General features: G+C 60.8%; 22 protein-coding genes. 12 read left to right on the top strand and 10 right to left on the bottom strand.

From position 1 onward, the window contains the following. The first annotated feature begins 59 nt into the window (after positions 1-59). Positions 60-770, top strand: a complete 711-nt coding sequence (locus tag ACKWJN_RS04875; RefSeq protein WP_408595040.1) for a nitroreductase — start codon at positions 60-62, stop codon at positions 768-770. Positions 771-814: 44 nt separating this feature from the next. Here the strand turns inward: ACKWJN_RS04875 and ACKWJN_RS04880 are convergent, their stop codons facing one another. From ACKWJN_RS04880 to ACKWJN_RS04915, 8 genes are all read right to left on the bottom strand, one after another. Continuing rightward, on the bottom strand, positions 815-2,011 hold the full coding sequence (locus ACKWJN_RS04880) for an acetyl-CoA C-acyltransferase (protein ID WP_408595042.1): 1,197 nt from the start codon (positions 2,009-2,011) through the stop codon (positions 815-817). Next, positions 1,990-3,453 (bottom strand): AMP-binding protein, encoded by a 1,464-nt coding sequence (locus ACKWJN_RS04885; protein WP_408595073.1) that lies wholly within the window; start codon positions 3,451-3,453, stop codon positions 1,990-1,992. The genes ACKWJN_RS04880 and ACKWJN_RS04885 overlap by 22 nt, the downstream gene beginning before the upstream one ends. Further along, positions 3,453-4,022: a biotin transporter BioY gene (locus ACKWJN_RS04890; protein WP_408595044.1), complete on the bottom strand. Its 570-nt coding sequence runs from the start codon at positions 4,020-4,022 to the stop codon at positions 3,453-3,455. Before ACKWJN_RS04890 ends, ACKWJN_RS04885 begins: the two co-directional genes overlap by 1 nt. A 62-nt stretch (positions 4,023-4,084) precedes the next feature. Further along, positions 4,085-4,678: a CbiQ family ECF transporter T component gene (locus ACKWJN_RS04895; RefSeq protein WP_408595046.1), complete on the bottom strand. Its 594-nt coding sequence runs from the start codon at positions 4,676-4,678 to the stop codon at positions 4,085-4,087. Between the two features lie 8 nt (positions 4,679-4,686). Continuing rightward, a complete protein-coding gene (locus ACKWJN_RS04900) occupies positions 4,687-5,430 on the bottom strand; it encodes an energy-coupling factor ABC transporter ATP-binding protein (RefSeq protein ID WP_408595048.1) in 744 nt (247 codons plus the stop codon). Between the two features lie 89 nt (positions 5,431-5,519). Further along, a complete protein-coding gene (locus ACKWJN_RS04905; RefSeq protein WP_408595050.1) occupies positions 5,520-6,005 on the bottom strand; it encodes a MarR family winged helix-turn-helix transcriptional regulator in 486 nt (161 codons plus the stop codon). Further along, the gene (locus tag ACKWJN_RS04910; RefSeq protein ID WP_408595051.1) at positions 6,002-7,201 is read right to left on the bottom strand and encodes a Gfo/Idh/MocA family protein; all 1,200 of its coding nucleotides are present in this window, start codon (positions 7,199-7,201) and stop codon (positions 6,002-6,004) included. The genes ACKWJN_RS04905 and ACKWJN_RS04910 overlap by 4 nt, the downstream gene beginning before the upstream one ends. Further along, a complete protein-coding gene (locus ACKWJN_RS04915; RefSeq protein WP_408595052.1) occupies positions 7,198-8,166 on the bottom strand; it encodes a PDR/VanB family oxidoreductase in 969 nt (322 codons plus the stop codon). The genes ACKWJN_RS04910 and ACKWJN_RS04915 overlap by 4 nt, the downstream gene beginning before the upstream one ends. Before the next feature lie 88 nt (positions 8,167-8,254). Here ACKWJN_RS04915 and ACKWJN_RS04920 point away from each other — a divergent pair, with 88 nt between their 5' ends. From ACKWJN_RS04920 to ACKWJN_RS04930, 3 genes are all read left to right on the top strand, one after another. Continuing rightward, a complete protein-coding gene (locus ACKWJN_RS04920; RefSeq protein ID WP_408595053.1) occupies positions 8,255-9,520 on the top strand; it encodes a Rieske 2Fe-2S domain-containing protein in 1,266 nt (421 codons plus the stop codon). A 217-nt stretch (positions 9,521-9,737) separates the two neighbouring features. Continuing rightward, a complete protein-coding gene (locus tag ACKWJN_RS04925; protein WP_408595054.1) occupies positions 9,738-10,736 on the top strand; it encodes a Bug family tripartite tricarboxylate transporter substrate binding protein in 999 nt (332 codons plus the stop codon). 2 nt (positions 10,737-10,738) lie between these two features. Then, positions 10,739-11,731, top strand: a complete 993-nt coding sequence (locus ACKWJN_RS04930) for an ABC transporter substrate-binding protein (RefSeq protein WP_408595055.1) — start codon at positions 10,739-10,741, stop codon at positions 11,729-11,731. Positions 11,732-11,802: 71 nt separating this feature from the next. Here ACKWJN_RS04930 and ACKWJN_RS04935 read toward each other — a convergent pair whose 3' ends face one another. Continuing rightward, a complete protein-coding gene (locus tag ACKWJN_RS04935; protein ID WP_408595057.1) occupies positions 11,803-12,768 on the bottom strand; it encodes a Bug family tripartite tricarboxylate transporter substrate binding protein in 966 nt (321 codons plus the stop codon). Between the two features lie 73 nt (positions 12,769-12,841). Here ACKWJN_RS04935 and ACKWJN_RS04940 point away from each other — a divergent pair, with 73 nt between their 5' ends. The 8 genes from ACKWJN_RS04940 to htpX all read left to right on the top strand — a co-directional run bounded on the left by ACKWJN_RS04940 (position 12,842) and on the right by htpX (position 19,575). Next, positions 12,842-13,549 carry a class II aldolase/adducin family protein gene (locus ACKWJN_RS04940; protein WP_408595059.1) on the top strand — a complete coding sequence of 236 codons (708 nt, stop codon included), beginning with the start codon at positions 12,842-12,844 and terminating at the stop codon, positions 13,547-13,549. A gap of 85 nt (positions 13,550-13,634) precedes the next feature. Continuing rightward, a complete protein-coding gene (locus ACKWJN_RS04945; RefSeq protein WP_408595061.1) occupies positions 13,635-14,534 on the top strand; it encodes a transporter substrate-binding domain-containing protein in 900 nt (299 codons plus the stop codon). A gap of 78 nt (positions 14,535-14,612) precedes the next feature. Then, positions 14,613-15,347: an amino acid ABC transporter permease gene (locus tag ACKWJN_RS04950; protein ID WP_408595063.1), complete on the top strand. Its 735-nt coding sequence runs from the start codon at positions 14,613-14,615 to the stop codon at positions 15,345-15,347. Between the two features lie 2 nt (positions 15,348-15,349). After that, positions 15,350-16,018, top strand: coding sequence for an amino acid ABC transporter permease (locus ACKWJN_RS04955; RefSeq protein ID WP_408595064.1), 669 nt, complete (start codon positions 15,350-15,352; stop codon positions 16,016-16,018). Positions 16,019-16,033: 15 nt separating this feature from the next. After that, entirely contained in the window at positions 16,034-16,771 is a 738-nt protein-coding gene (locus ACKWJN_RS04960; protein ID WP_408595065.1) for an amino acid ABC transporter ATP-binding protein, read from the top strand. An 18-nt stretch (positions 16,772-16,789) separates the two neighbouring features. After that, a complete protein-coding gene (gene pyrC, locus ACKWJN_RS04965; protein ID WP_408595066.1) occupies positions 16,790-17,821 on the top strand; it encodes a dihydroorotase in 1,032 nt (343 codons plus the stop codon). Then, the gene (locus tag ACKWJN_RS04970) at positions 17,806-18,612 is read left to right on the top strand and encodes a DUF3025 domain-containing protein (protein WP_408595067.1); all 807 of its coding nucleotides are present in this window, start codon (positions 17,806-17,808) and stop codon (positions 18,610-18,612) included. The genes pyrC and ACKWJN_RS04970 overlap by 16 nt, the downstream gene beginning before the upstream one ends. A gap of 84 nt (positions 18,613-18,696) precedes the next feature. Next, positions 18,697-19,575 carry a protease HtpX gene (gene htpX / locus ACKWJN_RS04975; RefSeq protein ID WP_408595069.1) on the top strand — a complete coding sequence of 293 codons (879 nt, stop codon included), beginning with the start codon at positions 18,697-18,699 and terminating at the stop codon, positions 19,573-19,575. Between the two features lie 4 nt (positions 19,576-19,579). Here the strand turns inward: htpX and ACKWJN_RS04980 are convergent. Further along, on the bottom strand, positions 19,580-20,563 hold a 984-nt coding region (locus ACKWJN_RS04980), incomplete at its 5' end, for a B12-binding domain-containing radical SAM protein (protein WP_408595071.1).

Raw genomic sequence — 20,563 nt, forward strand, 5'->3', positions numbered from 1 at the left:
CTCAAACCCCGTCACGCGAAAGTGTGGCAGGGTTTTGTTTTGGGCGTTCGGTAAACTGCTTGACCTATGCAGGCCCATTATTTTCAAGCGCTGTGACGGCGACGGATTCTTTCAACGACGTGCTGCGCCAACGCCATTCGGTGCGTGGCTACCTTTGCACCCCGGTGCCAGATGAGGTGCTGCGTGAGGTGGTGTCGCAGGCGCGCTGGGCACCCAGTGGGGCTAATTTGCAGCCAGGCAGTTTCATCGCCGTGCAAGGTGAGGTGCGCCGCGCCTTGAGCGCAGACTTGGTTCAAGCCTGGCGTGACCAGCGCGCAGAACCCGAAGACTACAGTTACTTCCCGCACCCCATGCCCATGGCCTTGAAGCGCCGCCAAGTCGCGTCTGCCAAGGCTTTGTTCGACAGCTTGGGCGTGGTCCGCGAAGACCGCGCAGGACGCGACGCGCAGTTTGAACGTAACTTCTATTTCTTTGACGCCCCCGTGGCACTGGTGGTGACCATCGCGGCTGATTTGGGCAGCGGCTGCTACATGGACTTAGGCATGAGTTTGTATGGCTTGATGCTGGCGGCACAAGCCCAAGGCTTGTCAACCTGCGCCATTGGCGCCCTGGCCTCTTACCCCAGCCTGATTCGCCGGCACTTATCGCTCGAGCGTGACAACCACATCGTCTGCGGCTTGGCCTTGGGCTATGCCGATCCAGAGGCACCTGTCAACCAGACCCGTACCGAACGTGCGGCCTTGGGTGAGTATTTCAAAACAGTGGGGTAGTTGTCGTTCTTACTCAACTCGAACAAGAGCCCGACCCGCTCTCATCAACGCGCCACGACGGCCGCAGCACCCACACCGCCGGCCCCGGCAACGGCCACCAGACCTAGAGCGCCTGCTGGCGCATCCAAGGCCATGTTGGCCAGCAATTGCACCAGTGCGATGGCGCCTGAGGCGCCAATGGGGTGGCCGCGTGCCAAGCCTCCGCCGCGTGGGTTGAGCCGCTCGGGGTTCAGCCCTAAGGCTTGGGCAAAGCTCAAGCCTTGCACGGCAAACGCATCGTGCAACTCGATGCTGTGCAGGCTGTCCCCATTGGCCAGCGCGGCTTGTTGCAAGGCGTGTTGAGCCGCCTGTTGCGCAGCCAGCAAGGGGGTGTCGGGCGCGCAGCCGGCCGAGGCACTGCTGACCCATCGCATGTGCGTTTGAAGGCCGAGCTTGTCGCAGGCTGACGCACTGACCAGCAGCACAAAGGCGGCCCCATCTGCTTTGGCCGATATGCCTAGGCGGCTGATGCTGCAGTCAAGTGCAGGGGGGGCGAATTGGGATGTCGATTCGGATTCAGATGCGCTGTGGCTGTCGGTCTGTGCCTCGATGGGCATGCGCGCTGCGCGCAGGGCATCCATGGCTCTAGGGTACAGGTCGTGTTGCACGCTAGCGATGGGCACGATATTTTGTGCCACCTCTACCCGGTGCGCCACCGCGCGCTGGTGGCTGAGCACGGCGTAGGCGTCTTGCTGCACCCGTGTGATGCCTTGTTGCGCCGCATGGCGGGCAGCAGACAACAGCAGGTCTGGGTCGTGTGCCGGGTCGGGGGCAAAGGGCGGGCGCTCATAAGCCACGGCCTCTTCGCCGGGGTGGCGCGGGCGCGTGAGGCGAATGGGGGATCGGCTCCAAGCCTCCACGCCACCGGCCACCACCACCGAGGCTTGGCCGGACGCAATGAGGGCCGCCCCCAGGCTCACCGCATCCAGCCCCGAGCAGCACTGGGTGTCTACGCTCAGTGCGGCGCACTTCGCGGGCAAGCCTGCGGCCAGCGTCACCATGCGTGCCGGGTTGCCACCGGCTCCCAAAGCGTTGCCCACCACCACGGCGTCTACCGCCAGCGGGCTCACGCCCGCGCGGGCCAACAGGGCTTGCACCACGGGGGCTGCCAACGCGTGGGCATCCAGCATGCCAAAGGCGCCGTCTTTGGGCACCACGGCGCTGCGCGCCCACGCGGCAATCAATGCAGTGGCTTTAGACATGGCGTGGACGGGCTTTGGGGTGAGTGGATGAATTGGGTCAGCAGGTGGCCCAAGGCGGGGTGGTCGGTCTTGCCGCTGGGCGTGAGTGGCCAAGGGTCGCAGCTGAAAAAGCGCTTGGGCACTTTGTAGGCTTCCAACTGCGCGCGGCAGGCTTGGGCCAAGGCCAAAGCGCTGGGTGGGCGTTGTCCGTCGCCATGAGTTGCCGCGTGCACGATGGCCACCACTTGCTGTCCGCGCACCGGGTCTGGCACGCCGTGCACCGAGGCTTGGCCGATCAAGCCGGTGCGACACAAGGCGGCTTCGACCTCTTCAGGAAACAGGTTTTTGCCTTGGGTCACCAGCATGCGATTTTCACGGCCAACCAAGCACAGATAGCCTTGGTCATCGATGTAGCCCATGTCGCGCACCGACAGCCAGTCGCCATCGCGCAAAGCGGCGGTGGCGTCGTTCGCGCCGCCCACGTAGTCCATGAACAGCATGGGACTGCGCACATAAATCAGCCCGGCTGCTGGCTCGCTGCTGGCCTCCAAAGCTTGGCGGATGTCCAGCTCGACCCCTTGGAAGGGGCGTCCCACCGCTTGCGCGGGTGCCGCTTCGTCGGCGTTCATCCAAGCGATGAAGCTGGTCTCGGAGGCGCCATAAAACTCCACCACTTGGGCCTTGGGGAACAAGGCCTTGAGCTCGGGCGTGCGCTCGCGCATCCAGCGCGCGCCGCTGATCAAAATCAAGACCACCTCGTGCAGGGGGGCCAGCGCACGGCGCGCGGCATGCTCCAGCATCATCACCAACTGGCTGGGCACGGCCACCACGCACGGGGTGTGGCCCAAGCGCAAGGTGTCGAGCGCGCGTGCCGCCGAAAACCTGTCTTGCACCACCACGCCGGCACCGGTCCACAGCCCCAACAGCATGCCAAACAGAAACAAGGAGTGCGACACCCTGCCGGGTGCCAACACCGGCGTTTGCGCCGCCGCGCCAAAGGTGTCGACACACACCTGAAAGCTTTCGGTCCATGACCGGTGGTGCCGCTGAAAACCCTTGGGCAGACCCGTGCTGCCCGAGGTGAACCCAATGTAGAACGGCGACGTGGGCTGTGGCGGTATGCTGTGCCAGGCGTCGCGGCTGAAGTGGTTGTGCACCTGGGTACGGGTGGCGGCGGGCCAGTCGGGGTCGCTCACGGCGGCGCATCGGCCGCTGCTGACGATGGCCAAAAAGTCCACCACCTGATGCAGCGTGGACACCGCGTCGTTGACAAACACGGTGGCAGGCGCCTGGGCTTGGTGCAGGGCCTGCACACCCAGCGTCACGGCCTGGTGCAGTTGTGCAAAGCTGAGGGTGGTGGTGCCGTCATCCAAGGCAATGGCGTCACCGCGCAGACTGGCCCAGTGCGCCAAAGGGGCGTGCACCCCATCATGCGCGGCTGCAGGTACCCCCGCCAATGCCATCACACAGCGCGTCCACCAAAACGCCAGTCGGGCAGGCCACGGGCCACGGTGTGGACCACCACAGCGCACAGGCCGCACTTGATGAGGTCACCCGGCACAAACACCAAGGTGCCCATCACCGCTTGCGACACGCTGAGCTGGGCCAAATACACCAAGCCCACCACGCCGCACACATGCACCACCAGCAGCCCGCCCAGGGCCGAGGCGATGAAGGCGCTGGTGGCCGCAGCGCGAGGCGATTGGGCAGGCAGCACGGCCATCAGCGCGCCTGTGGCCAGGGCGCCCAAGGGCCAACCAATCAAGTAGCCGCTGGAGGGCGCAAAGAACACGCCCAACCCCCCGCGCCCGCCCGACAACAAAGGCAGGCCCAGGGCCACGGCAAACAAAAACAGCATCAGGGCTTGGAAGCCACGCTTGGCACCCAGCATGCAGCCAGCCAACATGACACCCAGGGTCTGCAAGGTGATGGGCACGCCCAAGGGCAGGTCAATTTTGGGAATCAGCCCCAACACCGCCAACAGGGCGGCAAACAAGGCAATCAGGGGAATGGCACGCAAGGAGGAGTTCATGACAAATCAATTCAATGGGGGCAGCGAAGGTGTCGACGCGGTGTCGACAGGGTGTCGAAAACTCACTTACCTAACCGAAGTTCAAGTGTATCTGCCACCCGGTTGGCCGCTTGCAACATCTGGATGGTCAAGGGGGCCAGCAAACGCCAGCCACCGCTGCGCCCGGTGCGCACGCGGTGCGCATCGTCCAGCCGCTGCCAGAGCACAAAAAAATGTTCGACAAAGCGCAGCATGAGGGCCAACATCAAGGCCAAGCGGTCAACCCGAAAGCCTAAGGTGCGCAGCGGCCATAACCAGCTTTCAAAAACATCAAGCAACGCGGTGTAGCGCGTGGTCAGGGTCAGCGCCACGCCCATCAGGGCGGTGCTCAGCAAACGCATCGCACTGGTCACGCCGAGCATGGGGTGCTGCATGACGGCGTGAAAACCCACCACCAAGGCACACGACACGGCAAGTGCGACCAACAGCTTGCGCGCGCCCAAGGTGGCGCGCCCGAGCGACACAAACATCGCCAGGCACAGCACGGTGCTGGGCAGCAGCACCTCCACGCGGTCGGTGAAAAAAAGACCAGCCCCCACCAAGGCCAGCACCCACAGCTTGACGCCAGCGGGCACGCTGTGCAGCCAGGTGCGGTGCTCGCTGTACAGGCTGCCCATGTGTGGCTTTACACCGCGCTCAAGCCGCACGTTGGTGCGCGTGCGGCGACATCGGCTTCGTAAGCGGCGCACACGTCCATCCCGCTGCCATCGCGTTTGACGGCGCCGCCATCGAGCCAGATCACCCGCTCAAAGTGGCGGATGTGGTGCAACACATGGGTGGAGACGATCACGTGCTGGGAGACGCTGGCCATGTCGCGCTCCAAACGCGCTTGGGCAGGCAAATCCAAACTCGAGAACGGCTCATCCAGCAACAGCAGGCTGTGCGAAGCAATCAACAAGGCCAACCAACAGACATGCTGGCGTTGGCCTTGACTCAGGCTGCCAATGGCACGCTCGGCCCATGGGCCCAAACCCCTGGCCTCCAACCAAGCCCGCGCATGGGCCCGGGCGGCTTGGCGCGACATGCCCGAAGCGTGCAAGCTCAAGCCCAGCTCTTCTTCCACGGTGGGAAAAATGATTTGCTCGTCTGGATTTTGAAACATCATGCCCACGCTGGATTCGGCCTGCACCCGCACGTGGCCTGTGGTGGGCTTGTCCAAGCCACAGATGAGTCGAAACAAGCTGCTTTTGCCAGCCCCGTTGTCGCCAATCAGGCCAATGCGGCGCTGGGTTAACTGCAGGTTGAGCCCTTCAAACACCGGGGTGTTGCCGCGTATCAGGGTGACGTTGTCGATCTGCACGCTCACGCCTGCCAAGGGGGCGTCGCTGGACCGCGGAGTGTGGGAGGGAGATGGGGAAAGGGTCGACATGTCGGGCTGGGTGAGCAGCCGCAATTATCGGCAACAAAGCGGGTGCAGATTTTTGGCCCATGCGGTGTGCGGTGGCCGAGCTGCACGGCTCAGGCCGGGTCGTCTTGGGCCAGGTTGTGCAACACCGCCAGCAGCACACGCCGGGTGGTGGCCACGTCTTGGGCGCTCACCCCCTGGATGCTGATGTGGTTGGCTTCTTCGGCCAAGGGCACCAATTTCTTTTGGAGGGCTTTGCCTTTGGGCGTGAGGTACACGTACATGTTTTTTTTGTTGTCTGGCAGTTGGCGCCGCTCGATGTAGCCCAGGGCTTCCATGGTTTTCATGGCGGCAAAGGTGCTGGGCTCCATCACGCCCGCACGCTCGCTCAGCTCACGCTGGGTCAAGCCGTCGCCGTCCCACAAGATGCGCAAAAACGTCCAGTGGCCAAAGGGCACGTCGTGCGCGCTCAGGCGCACTTGCAATGCACGCGCATAGGCCCGCCCGGCGTCGCGCACCAAGTGGGCCAAGCGGTCATTGGGCACAGCTTCTTGCCAGTGGCGCAAGATGAGTTGGGTGTCAGGCTTGGTTTTTTTCATACGCTGACGGTGGGTGCCACTTGAAATTCAGGCACCACGGGTTGGCCACTTTGAGCAGACTTCAAGATGGCCAAACTCAAGGCGGTGGTGGCGCGGGCCCAGACGCCGCTGTGCAAGACCGGTTGCTGGTGGACCACGGCGTTGTAGAACTCGTCGATCACCTCTTGACGTGGAACCGCTGTGGGCGCAATGGGATCCAGGGCCGACTGCCCGTCTCCATCGACCCACACGCCGTGGGGCGTGGGCCGCAAGTCGGCGCGGTCACAGCTGACCACCAAGGGCCCAAAGTGTTGGTGCAGCAAACCTGCAGGCGCCGCAGTGCTGCCCGCCCATTGCGGCGCGCCGTAGTTGCGTGCGGCTTTGAGGGCGGCTTCTTGTTCTGCATTGCTTGTTTGGCTCAGGCGGCGGCGGGCCGCGCCATGATCGTCTCGGCTTTTGGCTTGCCCGAGTTCGCCGATGTCCCCCATCCATTGGTCGCTGTCAAAGTGGCCGTAGCCGCTGTAACTCACGCTGGCAAAAGCCCCTGAGGCAAAGCCCAGCAAGGCGCTGTAGGCACCCTCGGTGGGCCGCTCAGGGTCCCAGGCGCCGGTGTGGGCCATGACCTGGGTGACCAGGCCGCCGCCCAGCAAGCGCACGATGTCGAGTTGGTGTGCCGCTTGGCTGAAGAGCACCCCCCCGCCTTGGCTGGTGTCGAGCTCTTCGGGGCGGCGAGGGCGGTATAAAAAGTCGGTGTAGTTCAAAGCCTGAATCATGCGCACGGCACCAAACTCACCGCTTTGAATGCGCTGGTGGGCCCGTGCGATGGGCGCGTTGAAACTGTGGCTGTGGCCCACCATCAAGACGATGCCTGCGCGCTGGGCGGCGTCGATCATGCGGGTGCAATCGTGCAGGCTCAAGGCCATGGGTTTTTCAACCATCACGTGCTTGCCGTGCGCGGCCGCTATGTCCACATGGCTGGCGTGCAGGGCATGCGGTGTGGCGATGTAGATGGCTTGCACATCGGGGTGGGCGCACAGGGCTTGCACACTGTCGACACACGGCACACCGAAGTCGCGTTCAAACTGGGCGCAAGCCAGGGCTTGCGGGTCGGTGGCACACACCAGTTGAATGCGCGGGTCGTTGGCCAGTGTCGGCAGCATGAGGGTGAAGGCGCGGCCCAAGCCCGCGACGCCTAATCGCAGTCGAGGCGCGCTCACAGGTCAAGCACCAATTCTGGGGTGCGCGCGCGCGATACACACACCATGATGTGCTGGGCCTGCTCGTCGGGGCGCAACACCAGGTCGCGGTGCTCGGCCTCACCAGACAACAAACCGGTGCGACACGAGCCGCAGGTGCCACTCTCACACGAACTCGACACCGAGTGTCCGCAAGCGCGCAAGGCATCCAAGATCGACAGGTTGGCGGGCACCTGCACACGCTCGCCCGACTTGTTCAGCACCACCTCGAAGGCGCTGTTGTCGGCGAAGCCGGTTTGTGCAGCGCCAAAACTTTCGAAGTGGATGCGCTCTGTCGGCCAGTGGCCCGTCATGTCACGCACGCTGTCCATCAGGCCTGTGGGGCCGCAGCAATACACATGGGCGTTTTGAGGGCGCTCAAACACGGGCCAAAAATCAAAGGCTTGGGCCAAGTCGCCGTGGTCGTGGTGGATGTGCACTTTGCCGGCCAATTCAGGGGCGCTGAGCTCTTGCATGAACGCGGTGCTGGCTGCGTCGCGGCCGCAGTAGTAGAGCTTGAAGTTGTCTTGGCCTTGACTCAGCAAGTGCCGAACCATCGACAAGATGGGCGTGATGCCAATGCCACCGGCCACAAAAATATACGACGCTGCGTTGGCTTGCAGTGCAAACAGATTGGCCCAGGGCAAGGTGGGCAGCAGGTCGCCTTCTTGCACGGTGTCGACCATGCTGCACGAGCCGCCTCGGCCCCGCGCGTCGCGCTTGACGGCGATGTGCCAGCGGTGGGTGTCACTGGGCAAGCTGCACAGCGAGTAGCTGCGGCGCACGCCGTTGGGCACTTGCACGGTGATGTGAGCGCCAGGGGTGAACTCCGGCAAAGGGTGTGCGTCAGGATGGGTGAGCTCGAACAAGACAATGTCTTGTGCCACAGATTGTTTGCGTGCAACACGCAAGGGCATCCAAGTTTCGGAGGTAGAGGTTTCTTGCATGTGATAATCTTAGCCGCCTAAGCTTTTTAAGGCAAGCTTCTGAACCAACGTGTGAAGCCAAGCCACTCCAAACCCAAAGAGGACGACCATGCTGACCCCTGAAGAAAACGACCTGTTGTGCCGCGTTGAAGGCCATGCACCCATGGGCCAGTTGATGCGACGTCACTGGCAAGCCGTGTGTTTGTTGGAAGAGGTGAGCGAGCCCGATGGCACCCCCATTCGCGCCCGCGTGTTGGGCGAAGACTTGGTGGTGTTTCGCGACACCGAGGGCCGCGTGGGGGTGATGGATGAATATTGCCCACACCGACGCGCATCCTTGGTTTACGGCCGCAACGAGAACTGCGGCCTGCGCTGCCTGTACCACGGCTGGAAGATGGACGTGGCCGGCAACGTGGTGGAGATGAGTTCAGAGCCTGTGGCCAGTGGCATGGCGGGCAAGGTCAAACACACCGCGTATCCGACCCAAGAGTGGGGCGGGTTTGTCTGGGCCTACATGGGGCCCGCAGACACCCTGACCGAGTTCAGCCCCCCGCCTTGGGCGCCCACCCAAGACGTGCGGGTGTCGATCGCCAAGATCATCATTCCTTGCAACTGGGCGCAAATTTTGGAAGGTCAAATCGACTCGGCGCACAGCTCCAGCCTGCACTCGTCAGACATGGTGCCGGCCCGCGTGAACGGGGCGCAAGCCACCGACACCAACTGGCTGCGTCCCTCGACCGACAAAGCACCGCGGATGCAAACCCAACGCGATGCGTATGGCTTTCGGTACGCCGCCATTCGACGCCCGATTCACAACGCTGCCACGCACGAGTACGTGCGCTCCACCGTGTTTGTGGCGCCCGCTTCGGCCTTGATTCCGCCCAATAACCTGTACAACGTGGCCAACATCAACACCGCCATCGACGACACGCACACCGCCTTTCACTTCATTGCGTGGGGCAACCCAGCCACCACGCCAGAGACCGCCACCTGGCGGCAGTTTTTGAGTGCCCAAGTGGGGGTGGATGTGGATGTGCAGTTCAAACCGCTGCGGAATGTGAGCAACCATTTCTTGCAAGACCGCCAAGCCATGAAAGCGGGCAACTTCACGGGCATACGCGGCATTCCGAACCAAGACATGGCCATGTGGGTCACCATGGGCCCTATCGCAGACCGAACCCACGACCGCTTGGGCGCGAGTGATTTGGCGATTGTCGAGTTCCGCCGCCAAATGTTGGATGCCGTGCAACGCTTTGCCAAGGGTGAGGCTCCGATTGGCGTGGGCGAATCGCGCATCCCGTCAACGGTATGCTCTTACCAGGGCGTGATACCCAAAGAAACGGACTGGCGAGACTTCGAAGCGACGCCGGTTTAAAACCCGCCCCACGTGTCGGGGCCGTTTGCAAAACGGCCCCTTGGACAGTGCCCTTTGTTCGCGCATGGACGCAGCGGATCCAGATCCTGGATTCGGCGTCACATGCCGGACTGTCAAGGTCCCCAAGTCCCGCAAGATTTGGTGATACTCGACGCCTCGGTCAAAGCAGCTGCCAACCCTTGGCCTTGACTGATTTTTGAATTCTTTGGAGATTTTCATGACCTTGACCTTGCGTGTGCGTCGACAGACCTTGCTTGCAGCCTTGATCACCCTGCCCGTGATGGCGCTGCTCGCGCCCGCAGCTTGGGCGCAAGCTCCGGCCTATCCGAACAAGCCGATCAAATTCATCATCACGCACGCCGCCGGCGGTTTGCCCGACACCGTGGCGCGTGTGTATGCCCAGAAATTGACCGAACGTTTGGGACAAGCCGTGGTGGTGGACAACAAGCCCGGTGCCAACGGCATGGTGGCGGCACAAGCCATGGCCACGGCACCTAAAGATGGCTACACCTTCATGGTGACCGATGGGTCGACCTTCTCGATCAACCCGGTGATCCACAAGAACCTGAGCTACGACTACAAGCGTGACTTTGTGACGGTGTCCTTGGCCGCGCGTGCCCCTTTGTATTTGGCACTCAACCCGAAAACTCCGGCCAGCAACTTGCGTGAACTGATTGCCTTGGCCAAGGCCAAGCCAGGCGTGTTGACCTATGGTTCGTCGGGCATTGGCAGCACCCACCACTTGACCATGGAAGCCTTCAAGTCGGCCCTGGGGCTCGACATCGTCCACGTGCCGTTCAAGGGCACAGGCCAGTCGGTGCCCGCCTTGATTGGCGGACAGGTGGACATGTTGTTTTCAGCGTTGCCGTCTTTGTCTGGGTTTGTCAAAAACAACCAAGTGCGTTTGGTGGGCAACAACGCAGCCAAGCGTTCGGCCCAAGAACCTCAGGTGCCTGCCATTGCCGAGTTGATTCCAGGCTTTGACTTTGCACCCATCGTGACGGTATTTGCCTCGACCGGCACCCCGCAAGCGGCGATTGACCGCATCAGCGCCGAGATGACCGCCATTGCCAAACTGCCCGATGTGGTGCTGTTGCTGAGCAACGCCGGCATCGAAGCCATTGGTGGCAGCCCGGCCGAACTGAGCCGGGCCATGAACGAAGAAATTGAACGTCTAGGCAAGGCGGTTCAAAACGCCAATTTGAAACAGGAATGATGATGAGTAAATTGAATTTGACTTTTGCCTGCTGGAACTACGACCGCACCCGTGCCTTGATGGACGGCACGGTCAAGGTGGATGGCATCGACCTGAACTACCTGAACTTGCCGGTCGAAGAAACCTTCTTTCGCATGGCCCGTTTCCGAGAGTTCGATATCTCCGAAATGTCGCTGTCGTCTTACTGTGTCACCTTGTCCAAGCCCGAGCGTCCGTTTGTGGCGTTGCCGATTTTTCCGTCGCGGTTTTTCCGCCACTCGTGCATTTACGTCAATGCCAACAGCGGCATTCGCGAGCCCAAAGACCTGATTGGCAAACGCATTGCCAGCCCCGAATACCAAATGACAGCGCCGGTGTGGATCCGGGGCATCTTGTCCGACCACTACAACGTGCCCGTGGACGCGCAACCGTATTTGTATGGCGGCGAAGAAGAGGTGGGGCGCATTGAAAAGATGAAGCTGGCCTTGCCACCTAATATCCAAGTCAGCCCCATTGCGCCGCACCAAACCTTGTCGCAAATGCTGTACGACGGCGAGTTGGACGCGCTCTACACCGCGCGCATGCCCTCGTCGTTTTTGAAGGGCGATGGCAAGGTCAAGCGCTTGTTTGAAGACTACCCCGAGGTGGAGCGTCGCTACTACCGCGAGACGGGTATCTTCCCCATCATGCACACCGTGGTGATGCGCCGCGAGGTGTACGAGGCCAACCGTTGGATTGCCCAGTCCTTGACCAAAGCTTTCATCGAAGCGCAGCGCCACACCTACGAAGACTTGAAGGACACTGCGGCCTTGAAGGCCATGTTGCCTTGGTTGTCAGCTTATGTGGACGAGACCCAGCGCGAATTTGGCGACGACTGGTGGCCTTATGGTTTGGAGAAAAACATCAAGACCTTGGACACCTTCACGCGCTACCACCATGAGCAAGGCCTGTCGCCGCGCAAGTTGGACGTGCAGGAGTTGTTTGCCCCTGAATCGCTGGAAGCGTTCAAGATTTAAGACCTGGTGTCTCCCAACAACAAAGGCCGCAGTTGCGGCCTTTGTTGTTGGATAAAGCGCAAAGCGCCGTGTCACTCTGCTTTGATGCCCGCATAGGCCGCCACACGGGCCCAGCGCACGAGTTCGGCGCGCATGTAGTCGGTGCCCTCTTCGGGGGTGGTGAAGAAGGCTTCAAACCCCAGTTTGTCGAACTTGGCTTTCATCTCGGGGGTCTTGCCCACTTTGACAAAGGCCGCATTGAGTTTTTTGATCACCGCAGGGGGCGTGTTGGCCGGCGCATAGACCGCAAACCAATTGGCGAAATCAGCGCCTTTGTAGCCTGACTCCAACATCGTGGGCACATTGGGCAGGGCCGGATAGCGCTGTGGGAAGGCCACGGCCAGCGCACGGATGCGACCTTGTTGGATGTAAGGCAAGGCGTTTTGCAAAGGGCTGAGCATGTAGGTCAGCTGTCCACCCACCAAATCGGTCATCGACTGCGATTGGCCCTTGTAGGGAATGTGATTGGTCTTGGTGCCTGCCAGTTGGTTGAAGAGCTCGGCATGGAAGTGCTGTGGACTGCCCAAACCGGCAGAGCCAAAGTTCAGCTCGCCTGGATGCGCTTTGGCCAAGTCGACAAACTCGCGCAGGGTGTTGGCTTTGACGGAGGGGTGCACCACCAGCACCACGCCGGTTTGACCAATCAGGGTCACGGTTTGCAAGTCTTTCAGCAGGTCGTAGGGCAGCTTTTTGTACACCGCCACGTTGGTGGCAATGGTGGCGGGGGAGACCAACAAGGTGTAGCCATCGGGTTTGGCCCGGGCCACCATTTCTACCCCAATGTTGCCGCCTGCACCCAGACGGTTTTCCACGATCAGGTTTTGCCCCAATTCTTCGCCGACTTTTTGACCCAAGGTGCGGGCCAACAAATCGGTGCCGCCGCCTGCGGCCACCGGCACGATCACTTGGATGGGTTTGTTGGGAAAGCTTTGTGCGCTGGCAAGCCCCAGCAAGCCACTGCACATCCACGCACACACAATTCTTGAATAACTACGCAACACCTTGTCTCCTTGGGGGCTGTCTTGAAAGCGTGCAACCAGTACGATCAACACATCTTTTGGAGGATATCAAATGGTTTCGGAAGTTTTGTCTGATTTGGTCGTGGCTAACCACATTTTGGTCAACGAAGGCGTGCTCGATGGCTTTGGCCACATCAGCGTGCGCGACCCCAGCAACCCCGAGCGCTTCTACATCGCCCGCAGCATGGCGCCTGCGTTGGTGACCCTTGAAGACTTGGTGTCGGTCGACTTGGACGGTGTGGTGCACGACGCCCAAGGTCGCCACACGTATTTGGAACGCTTCATCCACAGCGAAATTTTCCGGGCCCGTCCCGAGGTGATGTCCGTCATCCACAGCCATTCCCCTGCGGTGATTCCGTTTGGTGTGACCGGTGCGCGTTTGCGTCCCATCTGCCACATGAGTGGTTTCTTGGGGGCAGTGACTCCGGTCTACGAAATTCGCCACAGCGCAGGCGAAACCTCAGACCTGCTGATTCGCAACCAAGCTCTGGGTGTGTCGCTGGCCCAGTGCCTGGGCCAAGCCAGTGTGGCGCTCATGCGCGGCCATGGCAGCGTGACGGTGGGCACTTCGATCAAACAAGCGGTGTATCGCGGTATTTACACCGAGAACAATGCGCGCTTGCAGTCCCTGGCCGCGCCCTTGGGTGAGATCAACTTCTTGACCGATGCTGAAGCCCAAGCCACCTCGGACATGAACGACCAGCATTTGGACCGCCCATGGCAAATGTGGAAGCGCAAGGCCTTGGCCAACCCCTTCTGATTTGAAAGTTCAGGGTGCTTGAAGCGCCCGGGTTGTCTCTAGAATGACTTTTTTTACTTGTCGTTACTTTGAACTGGAGCAACTCATGAAAAAGCAGTTATTCGCCTTGGCACTGGCCACCTTGGTGGCTGGTGGTGTGCAGGCACAAGCCAATGACACCATCGCCAAGGTCAAAGCCTCTGGCAGCGTGACCATGGGGGTGCGTGACTCGTCAGGCGCGTTGTCCTACACCCTGGGCGACGGCAAGTATGTGGGCTACCACGTGGAAATTTGCCAACGCATCCTGGACAACCTCGAAAAAGCCGTTGGCAAAAAGCTCGAGATCAAATACCTGCCCGTGACCTCGCAAAACCGTTTGCCTCTGGTGCAAAACGGAACGGTCGACATCGAGTGTGGCTCCACCACCAACAACTTGGCGCGTCAAAAAGACGTGGCGTTTGCGTTCACCACCTATGTGGAAGAAGTGCGCATCGCCGTGCGTGCCAACTCGGGCATCACCGCCATTGGCCAGTTGAACGGCAAAAACGTGGCCACCACCACGGGGACCACCTCGGTGCAGTTGCTGCGCAAGAACGAGCGTGCCACTGGCGTGGACTTCAAGGAAGTGTTTGGCAAAGACCACGCCGACAGCTTCTTGCTGTTGGAGTCGGGCCGAGCCGACGCGTTTGTGATGGATGGCCAAATCTTGGCGGGCAACATCGCCAACAGCAAGTCCCCTGCAGATTTCAAAATTGTGGGTGAGGTGTTGAGCGTGGAGCCTATCGCCATCATGCTGCGCAAGGACGACGCCGCGTTCAAAAAACTGGCGGATGACACCATCGGTGCGCTGGCCAAGTCGGGCGAACTCGCCAAGCTGTATGACAAGTGGTTTGTGCAACCCATCCCACCTAAGAACATCCGCATGAGCATGCCCGCCAGCGACGCCAACAAAGCCGCTTGGGCCAACTTGAACGACAAGCCGGTCGAAGAGTACGCCAAGAAGTAAGTCACGCGCATCGACACCACTGCGCCCATCCACTGCGCCCTCCCGCTTCGCCCCATCTTCGATTGACAAGGCAAACCCATGGCACTTGATTGGCAGGTTTTTTTAGAAGACGACGGCGGTGGGCGCACCTACCTCGAGTGGATGTTTGAAGCCTGGGGCTGGACGTTGTCGGTGGCCGGCAGCGCCTGGCTGGTGGCCATGGTGGTGGGGGCGCTGATGGGCACCTTGCGCACCTTGCCGCCCGACAACGCGCTCCACCGCAGCTTGATTCGTGCGGCCAATGTGTGGGTGGAGTTGTTCCGCAACATCCCCTTGTTGGTTCAAATTTTTCTGTGGTACTTCGTGTTGCCCAAGGTTTTTCCGGCCATGCAACAGGTGCCGGGCTTTGCCCTGGTGGTGCTGGGACTGGGGTTTTTCACCTCGGCGCGCATTGCCGAGCAAGTGCGTGCAGGCATACAAGCCTTGCCGCGCGGTCAGCGCCATGCGGCCATGGCGATGGGGTTCACCACCTGGCAGACCTACCGCTACATCCTCTTGCCCATGGCGTTTCGCATCATTTGGCCGCCACTCACCAGCGAGTCCATGAACTTGCTGAAAAATTCTTCGGTGGCTTTTGCGGTGTCGATCGCTGAGCTCACCATGTACGCCATGCAGGTGCAAGAAGAGACCTCGCGCGGCGTGGAGGTGTACCTGGCCGTGACGGCGCTGTATGCGGTCTCGGCTTTTGCTGTGAACCGTGTGATGGCGTTGGTCGAGCGGCGCATGCAAATTCCGGGGCTCACCGTGGCCACGGCGTCCGGCGGGGGGCACTGACCATGGGCAACCTCGACCTGTCGTTTTTAGACTGGGACATCCTGAGCAAGTTTGTCTCAAAGGGCTTGTTTTTCAGTGTGGAGCTCACCATCGTTGCCACCGTCGGTGGTGTGCTGTTTGGTACCTTGCTCGCGCTCATGCGCTTGTCGGGCTACAAGTGGTTGGCCACGCCTGCGGTGGTCTATGTCAACGGCATGCGCTCTATCCCGCTGTTGATGGTGATCCTGTGGTTTTATTTGCTGATCCCCTCCTTGATCGGCCGCCCCATCGGGGCGGAGCTCTCGGCCACCATCACCTTTGTGGCGTTTGAGGCGGCGTACTTCAGCGAGATCATGCGTGCGGGCATCCAGTCCATCCCACGCGGCCAGGTGTTTGCGGGTCAGGCCTTGGGTCTGACCTACGGACAGAACATGCGCTTGGTGGTTTTGCCCCAGGCCTTTCGCAACATGCTGCCGGTGCTCTTGACGCAAACCATCATCTTGTTTCAAGACACCTCGCTGGTGTATGCCATTGGCGCTTATGACTTGCTGAAAGGCTTTGTCACCGCAGGCAAGATTTACGGTCGCCCCGAAGAGGCCTACCTGTTGGCCGCGGTGGTGTATTTCGTCATTTGTTATGGCCTGTCGGCCTTGGTGCGACGCTTGCAAGCGCGCATTGCCATCATCCGTTGAGCCTGGAGAAACCCTGTGATCGAACTCAAAAACGTCTCCAAATGGTATGGCCCTGTGCAGGTGCTGACCGACTGTTCCACCACCATCCAGCGCGGTGAAGTGGTGGTGGTGTGCGGCCCCTCGGGCTCGGGCAAATCCACCCTCATCAAAACCATCAATGCGCTGGAGCCGTTTCAGCAAGGCGAGATTTTTGTGGATGGCGTGGCCGTGCACGGCAAAGACACCGACCTGCCCAAGCTGCGCAGCCGGGTGGGCATGGTGTTTCAGCACTTCGAGCTGTTCCCCCATCTGTCGGTCACCGAGAACCTCACCATGGCGCAAGTCAAGGTGCTGGGGCGCAGCGCGGACGAGGCGCGCTCGCATGGCCTGAAATACCTGGAGCGTGTGGGCCTGATGGCGCACAAAGACAAATTCCCCGGTCAGCTCTCCGGCGGTCAACAGCAACGCGTGGCCATTGCCCGTGCCTTGAGCATGGACCCCATCGTGATGCTGTTTGACGAACCCACCTCCGCTCTCGACCCTGAGATGGTGGGCGAGGTGTTGGATGTGATGGTCGACTTGGCGCATGAGGGCATGACCATGATGTGCGTGACCCACGAAATGGGCTTTGCCCGCAAAGTAAGCAGCCGCGTGATTTTCATGGATGTGGGCGGCAAGATTTTGGAAGACTGCTCCAAAGACGAGTTCTTCAACCACCCCGAGAACCGCCAGCCCCGCACCAAAGAGTTCTTGAACAAGATCTTGCAGCACTGATCGAAGACAATGGTGGGCATGACGCAAGAACTCACCATCATCCGCCCCGACGACTGGCACCTGCATGTGCGCGACGGCGCTGCTTTGAACACCGTGGTGCCTCACACCGCCGCTGAATTTGGTCGGGCCATCATCATGCCCAACCTCAAGCCACCGGTCACCACCGCGGCCCAAGCTTTGGCCTACAAACAGCGCATCTTGGCTGCTGTGCCGCACGGCATGCACTTTGAGCCCTTGATGACGCTCTACCTCACCGACAACCTGCCTGCCGACGAAATTGCCCGCGCCAAAGACGCTGGCGTGGTGGCCGCCAAGCTCTACCCCGCAGGCGCCACCACCAACAGCGATGCCGGTGTGACCGATTTGCGCAAGACCTACAAGACCTTGGAGGCCATGCAACAAGCCGGCATGTTGCTGCTGGTGCATGGCGAGGTGACGTCCAGCGACATCGACCTGTTTGACCGCGAAGCGGTGTTCATCGACACCCAACTCATCCCGCTGCGTCGCGACTTTCCTGAACTCAAAATTGTGTTCGAGCACATCACCACCCGCGAAGCGGCGCAGTATGTGGCGCAAAGCGATGCTTTCACGGCGGCGACCATCACCGCGCACCACTTGCTCTACAACCGCAACGCCATCTTCACGGGCGGCATTCGCCCGCACTTTTACTGTTTGCCCGTGTTGAAACGCGAGGTGCACCGCCAAGCTTTGGTGCAGGCGGCCACCAGTGGCTCGCCCAAGTTTTTCTTGGGCACCGACAGCGCGCCTCACCCGGCGCAACTCAAAGAGCACGCCACCGGTTGCGCCGGTTGCTACACCGCGCATGCGGCCATGCCCTTGTATGCCGAAGCGTTTGACAACGCCGGTGCGCTGGACCAGCTCGAAGGCTTTGCCAGCTTTCATGGTGCCGACTTTTACGGTTTGCCGCGCAACAAGGGCACGCTCACCTTGCGCCGCGAAAGCTGGACACCGCCTGAGAGTTTTGCGTTTGGTGATGCCGAACTCAAGCCTCTGCGCTCTGGCGAGTCGCTGTCTTGGCGCGTGGTCTGACACCCGCGCCCAGCATTTTTGCGGGTGCAGCGCTGGCCGACATCGATTGGGCGCAGCCGTGGTTTGCGCCTTGGCAACGCCCTGGCGCGCAAGTGGCCCAAGACGCCCTTCGCACGCACAACTTGGCCCAAGCGCTCAACGCTCAGCAGCTAGAGAACCCCGGCAGTGGTGTGGAGTTCGTTGCGCAATCCGAGCTTGCGCCCAAGCAGGCTTATGAAGACTTCATCTTTCAGCAAGGCCGTGTCCCCACGCGCGATGGCTTGCATGATTTTTTCAACGGCTTGTGCTGGCATCGCTTTCCCCGAGCGAAGAGACGTCTGAACGCTCTGCAAGCGGCACAGATTGCGCAGCAAGGCGTGGGCGCCACACGCGGCCCGGTGCGCGATGCCCTGACCTTGTTCGACGAAAACGCCGTCTTGCTGCAACTGCCCGATGCGCTGTGGCAGACCCTGCAAGCGCGTGACTGGCGCAGCTTGTGTGTGGCTCAACGCGGCCTATGGACGCAGGTGCACATCGTGTTGTTTGGGCATGCCTTGCTGGAAAAATTGGTCACGCCTTACGCCTCCATCACCGGACACGTGTACCGCATCGCAGCCGACGTGGACGCCCATGACGATGCCGCCCTGGACGCGTGGTTGAGCGCCGATTTGCAGCCCGAAAAACTCGCCACCAAACCATTTGAACCTTTGCCCGTGTTGGGCGTGCCGGGTTGGTGGCCTGCCAACGAAGCGCCTGACTTTTATGACAACGCGCAGGTGTTTCGTCCTAAAAACCGTGGGGCTATCCTTTGACGCACTTGAATTGACTGGCTTTGTGCCTCATATTCACGTTCAGTGCGCCAACGGGCGTGCTGAACAACCAAAGGAACGTCACACATGAAACGCATTCTTCTGTTCGTCCTCACTAACCTCGCTGTCATGGTGGTGCTGGGGGTCGTCGCCAGTTTGCTGGGTGTCAACCGCTACCTCACAGCCAATGGCTTGAACCTCTCGGCCTTGTTGGGCTTTTCGCTGGTCATGGGCTTTGGCGGCGCCATCATCTCGCTCTTGATGAGCAAGTGGATGGCCAAGATGTCCACGGGTGCCGAGGTCATCACCCAAGCCCGCTCGCCAGACGAGGCTTGGATTTTGGACACCGTGCAACGCCTGTCGCACAACGCTGGCATTGCCATGCCTGAAGTCGCCATTTACGACGGCGAGCCCAACGCTTTTGCCACTGGCGCTTTCAAAAACTCGGCCTTGGTGGCGGTGTCCACGGGCTTGCTGCAAGGCATGACGCGTGAAGAAGTCGAGGCAGTGTTGGGCCACGAAATTGCCCACATCGCCAACGGCGACATGGTCACACTCGCCCTGATCCAAGGCGTGCTCAACACCTTCGTGGTGTTCTTGAGCCGGGTGGTGGGCTACTTTGTGGACGGCATGCTGCGCAAGAACGATGAGCAGTCGAGCGGACCCGGCATCGGCTACTACGTGACCAGCTTTGTGCTCGACATCGTGTTGGGTTTTGTGGCCAGCATGATCGTGGCCTGGTTCAGCCGCCAGCGCGAGTTCCGTGCCGACGCGGGATCAGCCCAGTTGTTGGGGCGCAAGCAACCCATGATCAATGCCTTGGGCCGTTTGGGTCAAATGCAAGCGGGGGTGCTGCCCAGCAGCGTGTCGGCCATGGGCATCACCGGTGACTTGGGCAAGTTGTTTGCCACCCACCCGCCGCTGGAAGAGCGCATTGCGGTGCTGCAAGCCACGCAAGGCCAATGACGACTCAATAGCCCAGTGCCTTTTCAATCGCCTGCCGCTTGACGGTGGGCTTGGGGCACTGGCCTTTGGGCAACTCAAACCAACTGCGCACATCGTTTTCTAGACCGATGCCGTGCATGAAGTTGTAAATCGCCTTCTTCAAACCACGTCCCAGCAGGTCGTGGTCTGTGCCAGTGGGGTCGACAAAGCCAATGTCGTTCTCGCCAAACGTCACCGGCGGGTTGGGCACCAGCGTGATGCCATAGGCTGCAGGGTCTTTCCCTACGGGTGAGTGCACCGTGCAGGCAAAGCGGTGGAAGAAGCCACTCTGAATGCAACCGTTCTCAAACAACTGGCGCACATACTCCAATGCATCCACCGTGTCTTGCAACGTCTGGGTAGGAAAGCCGTACATCAGGTAAGCGTGCACCAAAATGCCTGCCTCTGAAAAGCCCTTGGTCACGCGTGCCACTTGGTCGACCGAGACGCCTTTTTTCATCAAGGCCAGCAAGCGGTCGGAGGCGACTTCCAAGCCACCCGACAGGGCAATGCAGCCGCTTTCGGCCAACAGCTCAGCTAACTCGGGCGTGAAGGTTTTTTCAAAGCGGATGTTGCCCCACCACGAGATGCGCAACTCGCGGCGCAAAATTTCTTCGGCCATGGCCTTCAAGGCTTTGGGCGGTGCGGCTTCGTCCACCAAGTGGAAACCGGTTTGTCCGGTTTCGGCGACGATGGCCTCGATGCGGTCCACCAAGGTGTGGGCAGACGCGGCGTCGTAACGTGAGATGTAGTCCAGGCTCACGTCGCAAAAGCTGCATTTCTTCCAGTAGCAGCCATGGGCCACGGTGAGTTTGTTCCAGCGCCCATCGCTCCACAGTCGGTGCATGGGGTTGAGCATGTCCAGCAGCGACAGGTAGCGGTCCAGCGGCAGACCGTTCCAGGTGGGTGTGCCCACGTCTTCAAACGCCACATCGGGCTCTGCCCAGTTCACGTAGCGCACCTGGGCGCT

This window comes from Limnohabitans sp. (assembly GCF_046052825.1).
In the GTDB taxonomy this organism is placed as follows: Bacteria; Pseudomonadota; Gammaproteobacteria; order Burkholderiales; family Burkholderiaceae_C; genus Limnohabitans.